A 19,550-nucleotide genomic window follows, 5' to 3' on the forward strand; every position below is an offset into this window, starting at 1 on the left:
CTCTCACTTGCTGAGGTGGATGCACTCTCACTTGCTGATGTTGATGCACTCTCAACTACTGATGTCGATGTGCTCTCACTATCTACTACTGATAAAGAATTGCTTTCACTCTTACTCTCACTAGCAGATTCGCTAATGCTTGTGGACTCTTCAAGTGACTCGGATCTTTCGTCACTCTGGCTCTGGCTTTCTGAACTAGACTCACTAGTTGAAGTACTGATACTCTCACTTAAATCTGAGATACTTGTACTAGTTGAATGAAACTCACTATTTGATTCGCTTACAGAGTCAGACACAGATAATGAATTTGAGTCGTTCGAAATACTTTCAGACTCACTTGCTATACTATTAGAAGCAGATGCCCAATATCCTATTGTAGGATGTGTGTTTGAATACAGCAAATTGTGCTGGGATTCAATTGTACTGAGTGAAGTTAACAGACTCTGTCTTTCTTCCTCGGTAACCCACTCATTATGATATACATTATTTCCCTTCAAAGGAGTAACACCATCAGTGCCATAAGCATTGCTATTTAATACACGAACCCTATACTGTTCAACCGGAACTTCGCTATGTATATCTTCAACGTGACTACCCGCCACATGAGAACCTACCGGGTCAAATACATGACCCCAGTCCCACCAAGCATAATCGTATTCAATGTCTTCTACAATCTCAGAACCCACAATTGAGTCTGACATACTCGTTCTGGTCGAATTGGGTTGAGTAATTCCACTGTATACTACAGCCCAATCATCATCATGGCCCTGCCAAACGTTACCAGGTGCTGCAGAATTATGCACTTCTTCACTGTGAGTACTTAATTCACTTACCAGTTCGCTCATTGATTCCTGCTGTGATGCAGCTTGAGCCTGTGCAGCACTTGCAGAAGCGGAAATGCTATTCCAGTTCTGTGAAACATATGCTCTCTCACTTGCATAAGCAGAAGCAGCAACAGAAGCTGACTCGGATCTCTCCTCTGATGTAAGATTTGAAAGACTGTCATTCTGAGACTCAATCATGCTATAGAATGATGATGCCTGTGCGTCATACTGACTTAATATGTTGCTTAAGCTCGCTGAAGCCAACTCGCTCTGTGCAGTTAAACTAGCCTCCTCGCTTGCACGCTCTTCAGATGTGGATTCTGACGCACTTTCAAGTTCATACGCCTCTACGCTTGCACTTTCGGATGCTTCTTCACTAGTCATTTCATTTTCTGCTTCACCCTCAGTAACTTCTTCCATGTCACTCTCAGCTGCCATAGGAGCAGCAGCGGGCATTGCTCTATTAACGCCAAGTACTTGAGCAGCGTCAATATCGTTCTGAATTGCTTCTTCCTGTGTTGAAGGTGTTTCGACATTATTATTAGGAGTCTCCTCTGTCTTAGGAGTCTCTTCACCGTTTTTTGTCTCCTCTGTCTTAGGAGTCTCTTCGCCGTTTTTTGTCTCCTCTGTCTTAGGAGTCTCTTCGCCGTTTTTTGTCTCCTCTGTCTTAGGAGTCTCGTCAGCTGGAATTTCCTCAGTAGGAGTTTCCTGTCTTACGGCAACTTCCTCTGAACTGCTCGAATACTCCTGATTTTGCACAGCAGGAATCTCAACCTCAGAACCTCTAGATTCCATAACGGATTCTAATGTAGGCTCATTATCATTAGCATATACGGTTGTTGATACTGTTGCGCCACCACCGATCATTACACCGGCTGCTAATCCAAGTTTTGTGATCTTTTCTGCTCTTTTCTTCATAAATCCTTCATTCTCCATTTAAAAAATTATTAACTCGTTACAATTCGCTATTTCCAAATATATCATCAAATCCAAAAAAGACAAGAGAATTTTCGCTTTTTTGAATATTATTTTCCTTAATTTTGAGCATTAATTTCATTTTGAATCTGTTCTCTGAAATTAATTTTTTACCGTATCTTATCCATATTTTCTTTCCTTATCATCCTCCTCCATTGCGGCGGAATTGATAGCCTCATTCATCAGTGACAAAAGCTCAAGCGCACTTCTGAACTTTTCTCTCTTTCTCTCATCAGCCCAAAGTACTTCTCCTTGCCATGTCTGCCTGTCACAATGCTCAATCCTGACAACAAAGGTACCTCTGCCACTTTGTGACTTTTCTGTGTTGGAATTCATAATTTTCCCTTACCTTCCTTCTGACCACCTCATCATATAATACCTATCATCATACCGTCCATCATAATTAAAGTGATTTTTGTAATTTTATAACTTTTTTATACTTTTTATTGTTGTTTTGATATAATCATAAACAAAGCTTGTATATATTAGAAACATCACATATCGCAAAAATACTATAGGAGGACCAGCATGAAAGTACTCATAACCAACTTATTCAACCAGGCAGGAACTCAGGGTATCGCACAGCAAAATGTAGCAAAAATCGGCCGTGAACTCGGCTTTCAAGAAATTGATATATTCAAATATGACATTAATGTAGATGATGACCATGCTATGGGATGTCGATTAGATGGAGTCATCGCTGCTGTTCAATCCAATGATATTGTTATTATTCAAACCCCTACCTGGAATGGGCTTCGTTATCCAAGACGACTTGTCAACAAAATCAAAGCTTATTCCAACACCAAAATCATCATCATGATCCATGACGTTGTATCCCTGGCATTCAACTCACCGGAAGAACGTCTGCGTGAAACCATAAACATCTACAACAAAGCTGATCTTCTTATCGTTCCTTCGCAAAAGATGTATGATATTCTCTGCGAACATGGACTACAGGTAAAAAAATATATGATTCAGAAACTGTTCGATTATCCTGTTTCCAACGAACTTCCCACGCCCTCTTTCCATAAGAAAATGATATTCACAGGAGCCCCACCCCGCTTCCCTTTCCTGTTGGATTGGCACTACGAGACACCTCTGGATTTATACACGGGTGAGCCTTATGATCCCACCGGAAAGAACGTTACTGTCTTTCCTTATATGAAAGATATGCAATTACTCAGCAATCTCGCTCAGGGTGGTTTTGGTTTAGTATGGCCATCCTCTGAGGCAAATAATTACTATGATCTTCTGCTTCCATATAAAATAGGTACCTTTTTAGCTGCAGGAATCCCTTTGATCATAAAAAAGGGGTTGGCTGCAGAAAAACTGCTTATAGACAATCAAGTAGCCTTTGCTGTTGATTCACTTGATGAAGCAGACTCACTGATCCAAAATATCTCCGCAGATGAATACAACACTTTGTCGAAGCGAATTCAGGAATTCAATTTCCTGATCAAGAATGGATACTTTACCAAAAAATTGCTCCTGGATGCTGTGTTTTCTGTTTTATTCCAAGATAACTAACACTAATATATAAATATAGAAAAAGGCGCTTATCACAATACATTATGACAAGCGCCTTCTATTTTAGAAATCAGTCAGGTCGGTATCCATATTTTTGTAAAACTTCCAAGAAAAAGATATTTTATTGACCTTAAAACACTTCATCCATACTATTCACCTGGCAATATTAGTTTGCGAAGTGTTTTCACAAGCTTTAATAATGGCATCTATTAAGGTTTTTCTGGTATAGAATCCCTTTACGGAAAGGTCCTGTACCTTACAGACAGCCGCAAGATAACCCCGATACTCTTCTTCACTCATATTCTGAATTATCTGATCTGCTTCATCCAGGGTTTCCGCAATGATTCCAAGATTGTTATCTCTGATAAATGCTTCCTGATGACTTCCCTTTCGCATGATCACAGGCAGCCCTTCAGCCAAAAACACCCCCAGTTTATATGGCTGGTTCATGCAATAATACTGCTCAAAATACGTATCATCACACCACACCAATCCAAATCCACCCTTGGCATTTTCCCAAAAAAGTTCATCCGCATCCTTGTATCCATGCCAATTAACATTCTGTCCGTTCTGTCTGGAGATATCACTTAAAGAAAACAGATCAATCGGAGTTGTTCCTTTATATTCCTGTAAGAAGGGAAACCTTGCCGGGTCTCCGGTAAAGATCATGCGTTTAATGAACTGATGGGATGTCACCTGAATATCCGTAGGATAATCCCAAATAGGCTGGTAGGTCATCTGGCCTTCCGTAAGCTGCAATCCTGCTTCCTTAAGGACTTTAAACATTCTTCTGGAAGGCAGTATCAGACCATCTGCTTTATTAAATAACCTAACACAGTATGGTAATGTCATTCTATCCGGATCCATCTGAAGCGCTTCAACGTCCTCCACAAAAATGATCAGTTTAGCATTCTGATAGGCTTTAATATGATTGCACAGGAATTCTTCATAGCGCAGGCCACTCCAGGATGGAAACTGAAATATCACCACATCTCTTTGTCTCAATGAAGAAATAATCCCATCCATTCTGTGGTTTAGTTCGTTGTCGTCATCAATAAACTCCGGAATCTTATAAGATCCCATAATGTCAAATCCCAACTCTCTGGCCACTCTGGCCACTTTTCTCTGTGCAATACTTGCTGTTCCTGATACCCCGTTAATACAAGTCACAAAAACATTCATAGTCAGTTTTCCTCTTTATCAACATGTGCTTTCGATTCTATTCATCTGTTACTACTCCATGCTTTTTTAGTATATCCAGCATCAGACAGATATGCTTGTAATCGTCGACTTTGCCATCCAAAAGGCAGGCTTTTTTCAGCATTTTTAGGCGAACAATGAAAATACGACTGATTGCTGTCGTATCCAGACCAAGCAGCGTCATCATTGTGAATTCTTCCTCAATGCTGCGCAGTGGAATACGGTCCAATAGCTTATTGCTGGTGGTGATACTGTTTGGATGTATTCTGTAAATATACAATCCTTCATTCACATATGTGATCTTATCTGCTTGAAGATATGTGAAATAAGTGGAATAGTCATCTTCAGCAATTTTTCCAGCAGGATATAGAAGTTTCTCAAACAGGCATTTATTATAGATTTTCCCCCATGCAACAACGAAACAGGTACTATGATTCTCAATTCCGTATATATGCTGAAACCACTCATTTGGAGTAAATATTTTCACATATGAGTCTTCCGGACTTACATAGAAAGAAAATATCGTGTTTTCCTGATTAAATGCAGTATAATTGCAAATCGTAACGTCACTTCCGGTTTCCTCATGAACCGTCACCATACGCTCCAGGAAGTTTCCCTCTATCCAGTCATCACCATCGACAAATACAATATAATCACCGGTAGCCGCTTCAATTCCGCGATTTCTGGCTACACTTATTCCCCCGTTTGGTTGAGATATTACTTTTACACGTGAATCTCTTTGCGCATAGTCCTCGCATATGGAAAAACTTCGATCTGTCGATCCATCGTTAATCAGGATAAGTTCTAAGTTTTCGTAACGTTGTGACAGAATGCTATCGATACATTTAGGAAGATAATCCTGCACATTATAGACAGTTACAATGATAGATACTTTCTTCATAAACAAATTACTCCTTTATCGTGTATTCCGTCTCTTTTAGTATGATGGAATACTGAAAAAAAGGCAAGATTGAACGATTATTTGTGGTTTACAAGCTGTTTGTGCAGGGTTTATCGGCAATCTAATTACTATATATAGTGAAGAAAAAGAATTTATTAATATTCTGTTCTCATTTCTTTTCGTTTATTTTATTGTTTCTTAATCGTTTTCGTTCGTTTTATCACTTATACTATATCTTGTAAATCAAATAATTGTGTTGGGAAAAAGAATTTTGTTTCTCGAGTGGGATCGAGAAGAAAGTATGGAGAAAAAAGGGTATGAGAAATTTAAAGAATAATAAGATACGTTTGATTGATTGTGTTTCAGACCTGGCTCTGGCAACTATCATACTGGGAATCGCCATGATAATATTCGGTGGCACAATGATCGTTGGAAGCGCCATGAGCATGATGAAGGGCTACAGCCTCCTGGGCGGCTCATCACACCTGCTGTTCTTTGCAGTAACCCACGGAATCGTGTTCATAGCAGACGGTATACTGCTTTCAATATTCTGTTTCCTGGTTGCCACCACAAGCCCCCTGGCAAACTCGTTTAACATTTTAAGCGGATTCGCATTCTTTTGCATAATACTGGATACTACCGCCCTGATCATGGGTGCAGCACTCGGAGCAAATGCCTTCGGTGTCGTAGTTTCAATCGCAGGCCTTACAATTTCAGGAATCATCGCATATCTGATCAGAAAGATGCGCGTTACTGCTGAGAGGATGAGGCAGGCACAGGCCTTCAATGTGGTTAGCGGGCTGAAGAAGGTTGGATGAGGGGAAAACTTATTAGAGAAGGATATTAAAGAATATTAATATAAGAAGGAGTAGCCTTTTGGGGGCTGCTCCTTTTGCGTTTGGATATGATATTTGGTTACTTGAACAACGCCCTTATGGGGTCAATCCCGGCGGCGGTTTTGTTTAGTTCATCTATATTGTCTTTGAGGTAGCGCTCAAGATTTGCCACCTCTTCCGGCGTAAAACCTCGGTTTGTGGTTATCTTGCAGCTGGGGATTTCACCCTCCGCAAAGCGCGTAGCATCGGAAAAAGTCACATATACGACTTTCTGACCGTCTTTCTTGCAAGCCAAAGAGACCTGCATGTTCAGGGTATCGCTGTTTTTGTTATTGTTATTGCCCCAATCAACATCAAAGTTTTCCATTACATATTCCTCATCTATCTTACAGTCGTAGCCGCTTGCGAATACTTTGCTTAAACTTATTTTAACTTTTTTAACCTTATTATCAAAGTGTGAGGTAAAAAAAGAACTCCCCATAAGGAGAGTTCAATAAGACAAAGTGATTGTTGCAGTCTTTACCTCTTTCCGAGGCCTTTTTTAAACTCAATAATATAGTCAATGTTCTTGCCTGTTGCAACGCAAATCTGCTCATCAGTAAAGCTTCCCGAAGTCAACATATTCTCAATAGTAGAGTCTATGCCTTTCTCTATGCCCTTTTCTATACCTTTCTCTAAAACAACTTCACTCAAATTACACATAATGTTCACCTTTTTCTCAGTATCTCTTGTCATTTCCAGACCATACTTCTCGGAAAGATGTTTCTTCTTAACATCGGCAACTTCTTTTTTTAGAAGTTCTTCCAACATAGCAATTAATGTATTCTTGGATTCTTCTGAGTTTTCATTACTCCTCAGCCTAATTATAACACCTTGGACTTTGTCTATGTTAGGAAGATTCATACCGCTTCCAAATATACTCTCCTGCGTCAAGTTCATCCGAATTATAGAGTCCTCGTTATCGCCTGCATCCATACAGATCCATATACTTCGGACCGCCTTCAGGTTATCATAATCAGACTTGGTAAATTCAACTTCCTTCTGGGACGAAATCATGCGTCCAAGATAGTAGATGATTCTATTATCCAAGTGATATCCAAGCTTCGATACATCAGAACTCTTCTGAGCCTCTATGTTTATCAGAACTTTGATAAGATCATCACCACAATATACCGAGAATCTAATATCAAAAAATATCTTACCTTCGCCCAGAACACTGTCTTCTTCTGAGCTTTTCTTTATCTTATCAGTGTTAGTATGCCCGGGTTCAAGTCGGACCCTAGACACTTCCGGTTCATCAATATTAGCTATTATGGTTTTAATGTCGGTGTCTTTAAACTCATCAAGCGTGTATTTGAGAATCCTGGCAAGGATCTGTTTATCCGCCAATAACTCTTTTACACTCTCGTCATACCTTGCTCTGTCATAAGTAATATCAACCGCCTGTGCTATATTCGTCTCCATTCAAATATCGCTCCGTTTTCATATCTGGTAGAAGAATAATAACACATGAGAACAAATCGAACAAGTGTTTGTTTTTCGATTAAAACTGCCCTTAAAACTGCCTGTTTTACCCCAAAACATTTTGTCTTACAGGTACTTGTCCGGCTCATTCAGGAACACATCGGTAACGCCTGCTGCCTCGTATTTGTCAAAAGACATCTTGCCTCCGGTAGGCAATTCCGGATATAAATGTCCTCCAAACCAGGCACGTACAGTGCGGCCCTGGAGCTTCTCCACAGGAAGGTCCAGATGCATTCCGCCGGGATGAAGGGCAATGCTGCCTTTCTCTATGTCATCCCAAAGGGACTCAAGTCCGATGGCCTTGTACAGGCAGTTGGACAAAAGGTCATCAAGAACGCCCAGCTTGGCAGTCGGCTCAAGCTCGTGAACCTTCACCAGTGATTCCGGATAGAAACTGGAGTAAACGATGGAATCTGCAAGCCCCATATCTCCAACCAGCTTAACGATCTTCTCCTCAATGCCGGGATAGTTGTAAACACTGGTCTTCAGCTCTATATTGAGGCGCAGATCCTTTTTCAGCTCCGGTGCAAGGAGCTCCAAAACCTCTTTCATGGTAGGGATGGTTTCAGATTTCATTTTGCCGGCGTAGATGTGGAGCGCCTTAAGCTCTTTTAACGAAAAATCACGTACGTAGCCAAATCCATCAGTGGTGCGGTCTACGCGCTCATCGTGGATCACCACCAGCTCCCCGTCGCTTGTCAGCTGAATGTCCAGCTCGATTCCGGCAAGGTGCGGTATATTCATCGCCTTCTCAAAGGCTGTAAGTGTGTTTTCGGGATAAATTTGCGAGCATCCTCTGTGTGCCCAGATTTTCATGGTGTGGCCTCCTTATTTCTTAATGTATTTTGAAAAAACCTCAGCTCTTGTAATAGCCTCGTTTCTCTCTTTTTGGTAAAAGAGCTCCTGCTCCGGCGAAAGTCCTGTCGCGTCCGCAAGTTCATCGATTCTCCTTACGAATTCACTGAACTCATAGCGCAGTCCGTCGCTCTCAAAATCATAATTGTACCTGTCAATCTTGTTTGGATCCTCGTAGCGGACTTCAAAGTATTTCGTGCGCCACCAGGGTGACGGAGCCAGGATGTAGCCTTTGGTTCCGGCTATAACAAGCTGACCTTCGCTCTTAGCTGTAAGACCGCACTTGGCTGTGGCTGTGGCGCGGATGGATGACTCACCGGCTTCTGCATAAGAAAAGATCGCTTTAGTATATCCGTCAACTCCCGCCTCAGTTATAATGCTCTGGAATCTCACATCGCTGTAATCAGTACCGAGAAACCTGAATATTGGCAGCATATTGTAAGTTCCAAATTCGGTAAAAGATCCGCCATATGCCGAAGGGTCAAACTCTCTGCCTCCTGGAAGTGTAAGCCTGGTAAATGCTGCTTCAACATCTACTATATCACCGATAACGCCACTGGAAACAACCTCCTCAAGCCCTAGAAATCCCGGACAATACGCGGTCTTTATTGCTTCCATTATGACGGCATTCTTTTTCTGCGCCAGATCATAAAGCTCTTTTGCCATATCAGCACCCATGACCATGGGTTTCTCGCAAAGTACATGCTTCCCAATCTCAAGCATTCTCTTGGCATAATAATGATGCGTGCCGTGAGGAGTCGCTATGTATACAGCATCTACCGTCTCTCCGAAGACCTCGAGGTTCGGCGCCGCCTTGGCACCAATTACTCTCTTCGCAAACTCCTTCGCATGATCGTAATTGGGATTGTATACAGAAACCACTTCAATTTCCGGAACATATTCCAGTTCCTTCAGCGCACGCTTTGCAATTCGTCCGGTGCCGATAATTCCAAGCTTCATAGGCGTCCTCCGTGATTTACTCTTCGATTCTTGTTTTGAAATACTCTCCGATTCGGGCAATCATGTGAAGCACATCTTCCTTAAGCTCCACAGGGAAACAATCAAGTACAGGTGCTGTCTCAAAGCTAAGGACATCCTCAAATCCAATCTCCTTAAGTGCTCTGAGCACGCCTTCCCAGTCAAGAACACTGGTGTTTTCTCTGGTCCTGGTAAACGTAAACGGCAGCTGATGAAGATCTGCGATACCGTCATTCTCGTGAATATGAAGGACCTTCAGGCGTTTGCCAAGCGTGGTGATGAACTTGTAGGGATCGATACCAACAAGATTCCCATGTCCGGTGTCGTAACAAAATCCCAGAACTTCCGCGCCATACTTAATTAACCATAATCTTTACATATTCCTCAGACTTGCGGCGCATGATGTCCAGCCCGTCCTGAAGATGCTCAAGTCCGATGCGATGCGTAATGAGTTCAGACGGTCTGAAGTCCATCTTCCAGTTAGTAAGGCGTTCTAATACGTAACGCCAGTCATCGTCACTTCCGTCTATTCCGCTGAATCCGGAATTCCAGGTTCCTTTCAGGGTCAGCTGATTTCTAAGTATCTGCCAGTATGTCTGACGGGTAAGTTCCATATCCGACGCCGGATTACCAACCAGCATCACTCTGCCCAACGGACCGACACATTTTACAGCCTGCTCATAGCTCTCAGAGCGGCCGATGCACTCGAAATAGACATCAGCTCTTTTGCCATCAGTCTTCTCAAGTACATAGTCCTCCGGCTCACGGCGTCTTACATCACAGAAATGATCAGGCTCGTATCCCATAGCCAAGAGCTTCTCCAGCTGTACGTCCTTATTTCCAATGCAAAAGACATTTCGATATCCCGCATCTTTTAAGAACATGGCCACGAACAGCCCAATGGTGCCAAGTCCGCAGACAACTATATTGGAATCTGCAGCCTTCGCCGTAGAATTATCAAGCAGCCCAACCTGCCTTATAGCATGCACAGCCACAGCCATGGGTTCCAACATAGCAGCTTCATCATCAGATATCTCATCGGGTAACGGCAACAGGTTCCATACCGGAGCCACCAAGTATTCCGCAAAACCGCCATCACAGCGCGATCCCAGATAATTGTAGTTCTCGCACATTTCGTAGTGCCCCGATAGGCACTGCGGACATTTCTTGCAAGGAATAAGAGGGAAGATGCCCACTCTTTTCCCAACGAGTTCAGGTCTTGCCTTGCATTCTTCCACAGTTCCGGTCATCTCGTGCCCCGGAATAAGTGGCATGTTATGCGCACCGGTCTTGAACACTCTTGGGACATCGGAGCCACAAATGCCACATCTGGTCACCTGAATCAGTGCCTGCTCCTCATTCGGAACTGGCTTCTCAGCCTCTGTGTATTTTATATTTCCTATACCATATAAGATTTGTGCTTTCACTCCAATATCTCCCTAGCTCTTGCCAGATCTTCATCAGTCGTAACCTTAAAGTTCCTCTGATCCCCGGGAATCATGGCCACATCAAGTCCCGCCATAATTGCCGGTTCTGTAGAGCCCTTGATCACGAGTATCTTATCGGGTAAAAGAGCTTCATTCGCCTCCATATACTTATCAAAGCGGAAGGCTTCCGGCGCCTGCCCGGCGTATATGCAGCTGCGATTCAAAAGCTCGTCAACACGCTTGCCTGTGCGGCTAAAATACACCGTGTCTTTCATAGGAAGAACAGGCATTGCACCTTCGTGATCATCCAGCGCACTAATGCACTCGTCAATGTTCTCCACTGTAACGAATGGGCGTGCAGCGTCGTGAATGATGATATTGTCGATGACTTTGAATTTGCTGTGAACCATGAACTTGGAGCAGTCAGCATTCTCTTTTGCATCCGCGCTGACATTTGCGCTGTCATCGTTAGTACGAGCCACATCAAAGATCTGTCTTAAGTCTTTCATGGCATTATATATAGACATCTGCCTGTTCTCGCCCGGATCCGAAAATCCCAGAAACTTCTCAGCAACTGCGCTCTCCGGGTCTTCAAAGATTGCACCTTCAATCTTCTCCCGCCAGCTCTCATCAGCGACAATCTGAATATTGTCTATCATATCGCTCTCGCCAAAGGGCGCCAGAGCATGCATTATCATCATCTGGCCTGAAAGCTCGATGAACTGCTTGGGGATATCTGATTTAATTCTGCTGCCGGTACCTCCGGCCAGGATGATTGCAATATTCATAGGCGTGCCTCCTGTAACTTCGCTCTTAATATCTGAAAAGACCTGCCATTTTCGGCAGGTCTCTCACCGTTATTTCATTACTTCGACTTTTCTTTACGATCTCCTGCTTCTCAGAAAATCTGATAGACCATGTGCATTCATTCGCCTGCAGCTTCAAAGAACTCAACTGCTTCGCCGCTTTCGCGGGTATCACTTCCCTCACTCGTATCGCTTTCTTTAAACTCTGTTTCAGATTCCGCCTGAGGATCTTTTGTCTCCTCAACCTTAATGTCCTCTTCCTCAGATCCCGGATCACCTGTTTTGTCAGCAGGCGGATCGCTCTCGGTTATATCAGGCGCCTCTTCGCCGCCGCTTTCTATTATGTTCACAGATTCTTCGGTGTCAGAACTTTCGATTATTTTAACCGTATCATCGCTTTCACCGCTCTCAGAGGTCTTTTCTTCCACATCGCGCTCATCCGCTTCGCCCAGAACTTCTGCATATTTCCGATAGGCAAGCTTTGTGATCTCTTCCTCTATCAGCTTCTCAAGAGCCTCATCTTTTAACTCATTAACCTTCTCAAGGATCAGCTCAATGAGCCTTTCTTCTGCGAGTTCTGCAGCTTTGACCAGCTTAAACGCGTCAAACTCCTCAGTCTCTGTAAGCTTCATTGCCGCCTCATAGGAATCCTCTCCGATCACCTCATCCCAGTCGGTCAGCATTGGAGTGACCTTCCAGTTGACGTTGATCACCGGCCAGGACTCTACCTGAGTCCAGTCCGCTTCTGTATTGCAGGAAGCGATGATACCGAAAGAGACAGCGTCAAACTCTGCATTCTCCGCACCTTCTGCAAAAGCATAATCGTAGCTTCCGGTCGCCTCGTTGTAGGCATATACATAGGTTCCATCCGGAGCAGCATTAAGGGTAACTTCAAATGAAGCTTCATCATAGCTTGTAATTACGGAAGCAATGCCGTAGTCATCAGCAAGTGCCATGAACAGAGACGGCTTATCGCCTGAGAGCTCCGAGAGACTTGTCACAAGAGGAACCGAATCCGGATTCTGAATACTTGCTGAAATAGTGATCCTCACAGGAACGTTGCTTTTGTTGATCACCTCATGCATATCGCTTTTGTGCGAGAAATCGTACTCACCTTTGCTGTTCCTGAAAAGGACACTTGCACCTTCCTCAACCCTTCCGCCGCCGTACTTGGCTGCATCGGTCTCGTAGATAAGGCTCATAGGATCAATGATAAAATCAAACGGACTGGTGGCTCCTATGACAGGAAGCTGTACATTGGTGACATCTATGGGGTGACTGTCCGCCACTCCTTCAGGAAGTTTGACCTTAAAAGTGGTCACTTCCCTTCCGTCTTCAAGCACAACAGTCTCTTCATCTATTTTTTCGGCAAAAGAGCTGTCTGCATCATCTGCGGCATCTTCTGTAACATCACCCTTAAGCTCAATATACTCTTCTTTGGTGACGCTCCTTCCCTCGCTGGTCTCCTCATCTATTACAAAATACTCCTCATCAAGCTTGCGCTCAGCAAACTCTTCTTTGAGCTCTTCTTCGCTTATCTTCGAAAGAAGTTCCATGCCATCAATCCCGGCACGAAGCTCATCTTTGTCAATGCTGTCGATTAGTGAGTGTACATCTATGGAAGACCTGAGCTCATCCACGTCAACAAGAGACCTAAGCTCCTCTTTATCAACAAGAGCCCAGATCTCATCATCATCAATTATTGCAGCTGTCTTACCCTGTATCGACCCTCCGAAGTAAGTGTCATCACTTTCATCACTGTCACTGCTGTTTCCGCCAACTACTGTCTCGTTTCCATCAGAAGAAAAGATCACAATCTCCTCACCGGATCCGGATTCTTCGGCCAGCGCAAGAACAGGATCAAGGACCATGATAAGCGTCATGAGTAGCGCCGCTATGCCCATCCATGGGATTTTTGCCAGAATATTTCTCATCGGAAACATCCCCGCGCCTTTCCTGTACGATAAAAAAACATACTACTGGTACATATAGTATATCGACATACCGGGGCAAAATCTTAGATTTTAGGAAAATTTAATAGAAATATCACTGTTGGTAATTATATTCATCCGTTCTTACTGCACACACAATAAGTCTCTCTTCATCATTTTCAGTGCAGGTGGCAAGTGTTATCACATGGTCAGATTCATTAGCCTCAATTCCCGTGTTTATGAATGAATCGCGCTCAACTTCCTTAAGCATCTTCCAGTAGTTCGCGGGTTCTTTTCCAAAAGCCCAGAATACATCGTGATTGTCAGGCACTACATCACAGGCAAAGATCCTGTATCTGTACACACTGTCCCTGGTAAAAACCTGGAAGTACTGATGATCTTCATAGTAATCCGGTTCATTCCTGTAATTGCGCAGTTTACCGAACATGGAGCGGTCACGCATGTTATGTCCGTAGATCAGGCTGTGCGGATCAGAAAAATCCGGTGTCGACTCACCGTCAACAAAGATGGAGCCGGCCCTGGCCTTCTCACCTGTGTAAGCAGTTCTCAGATACTTTTCGTTGTCCCCTGAGTACATTATAGGATAGCTGATATCCTCATTTTCAAAGTATATCCAGCCCACCACATCAGGATAGTCTTCAGACAGCTGTCTGACATTTACATCAACGCAGTCCCACCAGCCGTGCTCAGCTTCTTTGGGCGTATTGTCCGCTGTCTTTTCCTCGAGGTTATCAGGTATTTCTTCCGCAGATTCCTCCACATAGATCTCCTCTGCTCCGTCGTACAAATCCTCAGAAACCTTATACTGGAGCATTGTGGATACCAGGGCTAATACCGATACTATCACAGCGGCTCCGCCGGCAGCCAAAAGAACTTTTACCCTGTTCTCTCTGATCTTGCGGGCAAAAAACTTAGCGGTCGTAATGACAATTATTCCAAGGATCAATAATGCTCTTTTAAGTTTGGAGGGAGACTTCTCTTTATCGGAATGAGGCTTTTTGACATCCCTGAGTTCTCTTAAGGCAAGCGCGAAAGTAACTGCTCCTGCTGCCAGAATGAGTACCCATAGCCAAACTGCATGGATGTTGTCACCCATCTTGGGAGCTCTTGAATCATTCTCACTGTCTTCGCCGTTTCCCTTCTTGTTGTCCTTTGTAGCTGTCCATCCTGCCACCAGCGTGATGTCCTTGGTTATGGCTGTGTCAAAGTTGAAAACTGAAGCGGAAGTCGCACTGCTTGTTGTAGTTGAAGAACTTAATGTTGAGTTTTTGGTGTACCAGCCCTTAAATATATACCCTTCCCTTGTAGGGTCTGCAGGCTTAGTAACCTTCTCACCGGCCTTTACTTTTACCGTGTTCTTACTTGTGCCGTCGTCAAAGGTAACGGTGTAAAAGACTTCCTGCTTATACGCCACTGCAAACTGCGAGAACTTATATGAATAGACGTAAATTTTCCCATCGTCCTCGTTGAGCGTATATGTCCCGTCTGCACCACCGCTTTTTTCTGTTAGCTCCTCAACAGTTCCGTTGTGCTCCCTGAAAATCTTGATGGCATCTTTACCCGAGAAGTCATAAGAAAGCTCGATCTTCAAAGGCATTGCTGCACTGGACCTGTCCTTGCTGTCCTTTCTGACCTCTGTCACGGTCTTGTTGTTGTACGCTTCATTATCAGAGGTCTGAAGGATTGAGATATCAAGGAAATCTGCCTTATAGCTGTTTGTCGTGCTTGTGGTCGCACTTGAACCTGATGAAGTTGCCCTTGCTTTACTTGAGAGCGATGAATTGACGGATGAAGGTGTCTTGATCTTCAGCGTCTCAAGAACAGAGTCCATGGGATCAGCAACTGTGATCGCATACTTTTTGAGTTCTTCTCCTACCAGCCTTCCATTCTTAATGTTGGAACTCTTTGCCGTGTACTCGTACTTTGCTGCTTTTACATTTTTAAACGAGGTGGCTGTTGCCAGTGAGCCAACTTCGAAGTTGAACTTCACCGTGGATCCGGCCTGTGCGTCAAGCCATGAAAGAGCTTCGCCAGCGGACTTGTTTTCACTAAGAAGCTTCACATTGGCAAAAGCCTGCCCGTCAACTTTTACCGTTGCAGTTCCATCTGCAAATTTGTATGGCTCAGGCGTCGTATCGCTGTCGATCCATACCCTCAGTCCATGCGTAGATACAGGGACAACAGAGATTGCAGGATACTCTTTTCCCTTATCATTGTTCATGGCCGTCTGTGCAGCATCCCTGCTGCCGATTCCGATGTAGGAAACCTTTGTAATGCTCTTTTGCGCATCAACATTGCCGATAAGCGTTCCCGTCAGAGGAACGATATCCTTGATCTCCCCGCTTCCAATGGCACAGTCCGTACCAATGGCAAGCGAATGTTCTTCATCCCCAAGATCCGCTTCCACACAGATCTTCAGCGCGTCCTCATCCGAAAAGCCCAGATACAGGTCATCCAGGTCAGCTGTGTCAGTGGCAAAAGCCCCCTGCGTGGGCGCTGCATCCGTACCTGTAATGATCGTCCAGCCCCTGCCACCGTTTGTGGTCTGAATCATATATGCCTTGCCGCCTTTGGCAAACTCTCCCACCACGTCGACAACAGTACTTCCCGAAGAAGTATCAATTGTATAAGCCACAGTCCCGTTACTTATATAGCATCTGTCACTGTCATCATTGTAGGGGTCTGTCCATACTCTTTTGCTGTCAGAAGATGCGTTTATTATCTGAACTTCCCTGGTGGCAGTACCATTTACAAGGCACCTGAACCAGTCCCCGGCTGCGTAAGGCGCATCTTCAAAAATGCCGCCAAACACATTCGAGTGTGCAAGGTCTATATCCTTCCATTCTTTGCTGCCGCTCTTTCTGTACTGCCACTGATAGAGAACTCCTGCACCGCCTTCATTGGCACAGACAGTCTTGACCTGAAGCGCAAAATCAGGCGTATCGTCGCCGGCAATCGCCTCCGGGTCCAGTCCATAAGGGTACTCGTGCACAAGCTCTGCATCGACAATGCCACCACACTTGATATTTATGTTCACCGTGCTCTGCGTCTCATCACGGGAACACGTAAGTTTCACTTTCTTAGTCTGTCCTTCAAACGGCTTTTTAAGAATCATGTACCACGCTGCAGTATCCTCATCCGATGCAGCAAAGCAGCCGTTTGAAACTACCGGATCGTGCACCGCATTGCCATCATCGTCTGAAGAAAGAACACTTTCCAGCCGCTCAAAGTAGAAATACTTTGAATCTGAAGAACTGCTGTATACTATGTCTTTTTCGGGGTCTTCTATTACCAAATTCCCAAGGAGATATCCGTTGTTAAAAAAGACATCGTCAAGACACACGTATGCTTTATCGCTCGGCCATTCGATATCAAATTCATCGCAGGTAAATACCAGCATGTACTTGGAAAAGCCGTCAGTAACGGCCTCGACAGCTTTGGTTTCCTCTCCGTCGACTATGACGGACATTAGCTTTTCAACTTCGATCTCACCGGAGGTGTTGGAAGTTAACTTGGCAGCACCATCGGCAGAGTTTTCAGTATCATATTTGGCTGCGTCTTCGGTATCATCGCCGGCAGCATCTTCAGTTGTTCCATCTGTAGTTTTATCGTCTGCTACAGACTCTGCTGAGTCATCTTCCATGACATGATAGATGTCAGCAACAAGCTCTTCATTCTCAGCTTCTTCTGTTTCAAAAGAGATTATGACCTTACCCTTTTCGGTGTTCGGCTGGATCTCTTTTTCATCCTCATCAAGGACTTTAATGTCAAAGGAATATGACCTGACAACAAAGCCCTGTTCCTCAGTACTATCCATAACTGCTTCCTGAACTGTCTGCTCATCCTCTTCTTCAAGCTTTTTGGCAGATAGAGCTGAACCTTCAGGGAACACGCCTTCTTCAGCTCTTACTCTGATCCTGACTCCATCAACTTCTACCGTCTCATCAAAAGCATAGTTGTCCTCAAGGATCCTTACGGTCACTGTGGGGAGCTCAGCCTCGATATAGTAGAAATCAGGGATCAGAAGCACAGGAATAAACACATACTCATGCCCGACAAGATCAGGGTCGTATGTGTCAGTGGTATTGCTTAGTGGATCCAGGATCCACTTGATACCGGATACCATCTCATGGCTTACTTCGATGTCATCTCTGGCATCGTCTAAATCGGCATTTGAGTCGCCATTCGAGTCGTCATCTAAAGAATTCGTGTAATCTGATGATGCATTATTTCCTGAGTCGGACTGTTTGTCTTCAGTGTGAGAAATTTCTGTATCTGCGGCCTCTGCATCTTTATCTGTTATCTCTGTATGTGCTTTTGAGCCTGCATTATCTGAATCTGCAGAATCTTCCGCAGCATAAACTTTGAGCTCACCAAATGCCGACTTTATCCTGCCAATAAGCCCGTCACTGCCTGCATCGTCTGAAGACTCATCCTTTTCAGCTTCATCTGTCATGCCGGGAGTTACATCATCCCTATTATCATCTGTTTTTTCAGGTGACATTGCATTTTCAGGTACCTTCGTTTCTTTATCTGACGAGCTGTGTGTATCCTCGCTTTTATCTTCCTGGCTGCCTGCTTCTTCGCTTTCGTAGCTGCTGTCTTCTCCCTCATCCCCGTCTCCGATCACACCTACAGAAGCCTCGCCTGTATCTGAGTCAAAAAAGATTATCTCATCCTCATCAGATTCAGAGTCTCCTTCTGAAGCAGCATCTTTTTCCTCGCCTGCAGCGCCTTTCTCCGCGCCTTTTTCTGAAGGCACCAGTAAATCGGCCCCCTCGTCTTCCTCAGGCGCCTCTCTGTCCTGTCTCTCTTTGCCCAGCTCCCTGATGAGGCGCTCCTGCCTGTCAGGGTCCGGGACAACATCTATTCGCAATGTGTCAGGGAAAATGATCTCATCGAGTGCCGTGCCTGCCTTCACCTCCTGATAGGCGACATCTTCGGGAAGGTCATCAAAGCTGATGATCTTCACATCTGCAGGCTCACTCTCAGAATAGGACTCTGCCGCATCTTCTGATTCAGCACTCTCCTCCTCGACAGGCTCATCGTCATCCTCTGCCTCTTCCTGCACCTCAGTACTCTCATCATCAAGCGCATACGCAGGCAGAATATCAAACGATGCATACCCTATACTTGAAACAGTCAGAATACTTGCAATAAAAAAAGAAACTACCCTGTTTTTCATAACCCTCTCCAACTAAAAAGTGTATAAACTCCCACTTATATTTTATCGGAATTTTGTTTCAAAAAAAATAGTTTCAGAAAATTTATTATTTTTTCAGAAATCTGTATTACGGAATTAGTTTCTGCATGGTATCGATAAATTTAATTGTATCCTCTTCAAAGGATTTCTTTTCAGAAGCTATGATCTGCCTGTAATTCTGAAATTTATTCTGATGCTTTTCAAAATCACCGCATATATCTTTCAGCAAAGCATCTATTTGGTCTAACTGCTCAGCAGGGCAGTCAAATTTATACTCGTCAGGTATTGGCACGTCTTTCACAAACGCAGCTGATCCCTTTTTGTTTGTGATAACACAGCATCCATTGGCCGCAGCTTCTCTGGGGATTCTGTCTTTTCCTGGATGGTTTCCAAAATCAACATAAATCTTTCCCGCTTCCATCATCAGTATCATATGCTCAAGATCAAGATTTACCAGCGGTATCCATTTCAGCCATGATGCCTTTTCAATAAGCGGCTTTATATCATCAAATCCTTTAGCAGGGTTATAAAGAGCAATATTT

At 44.0% G+C, this 19,550-nt stretch carries 15 protein-coding genes and 2 pseudogenes; 2 read left to right on the top strand and 15 right to left on the bottom strand.

What is annotated here, in order from left to right:
* Together G632_RS20325 and G632_RS0115190 are read right to left on the bottom strand one after the other, a co-directional pair.
* Nucleotides 1-1,742, bottom strand: a pseudogene (locus tag G632_RS20325) (hypothetical protein); the annotation flags it as partial.
* Nucleotides 1,743-1,919: 177 nt separating this feature from the next.
* Nucleotides 1,920-2,135 carry a hypothetical protein gene (locus G632_RS0115190; RefSeq protein ID WP_022770278.1) on the bottom strand — a complete coding sequence of 72 codons (216 nt, stop codon included), beginning with the start codon at nucleotides 2,133-2,135 and terminating at the stop codon, nucleotides 1,920-1,922.
* A 192-nt stretch (nucleotides 2,136-2,327) separates the two neighbouring features.
* Here G632_RS0115190 and G632_RS0115195 point away from each other — a divergent pair, with 192 nt between their 5' ends.
* Complete coding sequence (locus G632_RS0115195; protein ID WP_022770280.1) at nucleotides 2,328-3,326, top strand: beta-1,6-galactofuranosyltransferase; 999 nt, start codon at nucleotides 2,328-2,330, stop codon at nucleotides 3,324-3,326.
* A 153-nt stretch (nucleotides 3,327-3,479) separates the two neighbouring features.
* On the opposite strand, the gene G632_RS0115200 is transcribed toward G632_RS0115195, so the two are convergent.
* Together G632_RS0115200 and G632_RS0115205 are read right to left on the bottom strand one after the other, a co-directional pair.
* Nucleotides 3,480-4,508: a sugar transferase gene (locus G632_RS0115200; RefSeq protein ID WP_022770281.1), complete on the bottom strand. Its 1,029-nt coding sequence runs from the start codon at nucleotides 4,506-4,508 to the stop codon at nucleotides 3,480-3,482.
* A gap of 37 nt (nucleotides 4,509-4,545) precedes the next feature.
* On the bottom strand, nucleotides 4,546-5,427 hold the full coding sequence (locus tag G632_RS0115205) for a glycosyltransferase family 2 protein (RefSeq protein ID WP_022770282.1): 882 nt from the start codon (nucleotides 5,425-5,427) through the stop codon (nucleotides 4,546-4,548).
* 317 nt (nucleotides 5,428-5,744) lie between these two features.
* On the opposite strand from G632_RS0115205, the gene G632_RS0115210 reads away from it, so the two are divergent.
* Nucleotides 5,745-6,245, top strand: coding sequence for a hypothetical protein (locus tag G632_RS0115210; protein ID WP_022770284.1), 501 nt, complete (start codon nucleotides 5,745-5,747; stop codon nucleotides 6,243-6,245).
* Nucleotides 6,246-6,342: 97 nt separating this feature from the next.
* Here G632_RS0115210 and G632_RS20330 read toward each other — a convergent pair whose 3' ends face one another.
* The 11 genes and pseudogenes from G632_RS20330 to G632_RS20355 form a co-directional block, all read right to left on the bottom strand.
* Complete coding sequence (locus tag G632_RS20330) at nucleotides 6,343-6,630, bottom strand: hypothetical protein (protein ID WP_022770285.1); 288 nt, start codon at nucleotides 6,628-6,630, stop codon at nucleotides 6,343-6,345.
* Nucleotides 6,631-6,782: 152 nt separating this feature from the next.
* On the bottom strand, nucleotides 6,783-7,727 hold the full coding sequence (locus G632_RS20335; protein ID WP_022770286.1) for a hypothetical protein: 945 nt from the start codon (nucleotides 7,725-7,727) through the stop codon (nucleotides 6,783-6,785).
* 126 nt (nucleotides 7,728-7,853) lie between these two features.
* A complete protein-coding gene (locus G632_RS0115225) occupies nucleotides 7,854-8,603 on the bottom strand; it encodes a glycerophosphodiester phosphodiesterase family protein (RefSeq protein ID WP_022770288.1) in 750 nt (249 codons plus the stop codon).
* Nucleotides 8,604-8,615: 12 nt separating this feature from the next.
* Entirely contained in the window at nucleotides 8,616-9,602 is a 987-nt protein-coding gene (locus tag G632_RS20340; RefSeq protein WP_051154958.1) for a Gfo/Idh/MocA family protein, read from the bottom strand.
* A gap of 16 nt (nucleotides 9,603-9,618) precedes the next feature.
* Nucleotides 9,619-9,771, bottom strand: a complete 153-nt coding sequence (locus G632_RS22190; RefSeq protein ID WP_196802298.1) for a hypothetical protein — start codon at nucleotides 9,769-9,771, stop codon at nucleotides 9,619-9,621.
* Nucleotides 9,772-9,774: 3 nt separating this feature from the next.
* A pseudogene (locus G632_RS22625) lies at nucleotides 9,775-9,981 on the bottom strand (sugar phosphate isomerase/epimerase family protein); the annotation flags it as partial.
* A complete protein-coding gene (locus G632_RS0115240; protein ID WP_022770292.1) occupies nucleotides 9,977-11,047 on the bottom strand; it encodes a galactitol-1-phosphate 5-dehydrogenase in 1,071 nt (356 codons plus the stop codon). The pseudogene G632_RS22625 and the gene G632_RS0115240, both read right to left, overlap by 5 nt.
* Nucleotides 11,044-11,835: an IspD/TarI family cytidylyltransferase gene (locus G632_RS0115245; RefSeq protein WP_022770293.1), complete on the bottom strand. Its 792-nt coding sequence runs from the start codon at nucleotides 11,833-11,835 to the stop codon at nucleotides 11,044-11,046. The genes G632_RS0115240 and G632_RS0115245 overlap by 4 nt, the downstream gene beginning before the upstream one ends.
* Before the next feature lie 137 nt (nucleotides 11,836-11,972).
* Nucleotides 11,973-13,787, bottom strand: a complete 1,815-nt coding sequence (locus G632_RS0115250; protein WP_155828905.1) for a hypothetical protein — start codon at nucleotides 13,785-13,787, stop codon at nucleotides 11,973-11,975.
* 112 nt (nucleotides 13,788-13,899) lie between these two features.
* Nucleotides 13,900-18,990, bottom strand: a complete 5,091-nt coding sequence (locus G632_RS21440; protein WP_022770296.1) for a class B sortase — start codon at nucleotides 18,988-18,990, stop codon at nucleotides 13,900-13,902.
* Between the two features lie 106 nt (nucleotides 18,991-19,096).
* The gene (locus G632_RS20355) at nucleotides 19,097-19,432 is read right to left on the bottom strand and encodes a hypothetical protein (protein WP_051154960.1); all 336 of its coding nucleotides are present in this window, start codon (nucleotides 19,430-19,432) and stop codon (nucleotides 19,097-19,099) included.
* Nucleotides 19,433-19,550: the final 118 nt, after the last annotated feature.

Source organism: Butyrivibrio sp. NC2007 (assembly GCF_000421405.1).
Classification (GTDB): domain Bacteria; phylum Bacillota; class Clostridia; order Lachnospirales; family Lachnospiraceae; genus Butyrivibrio.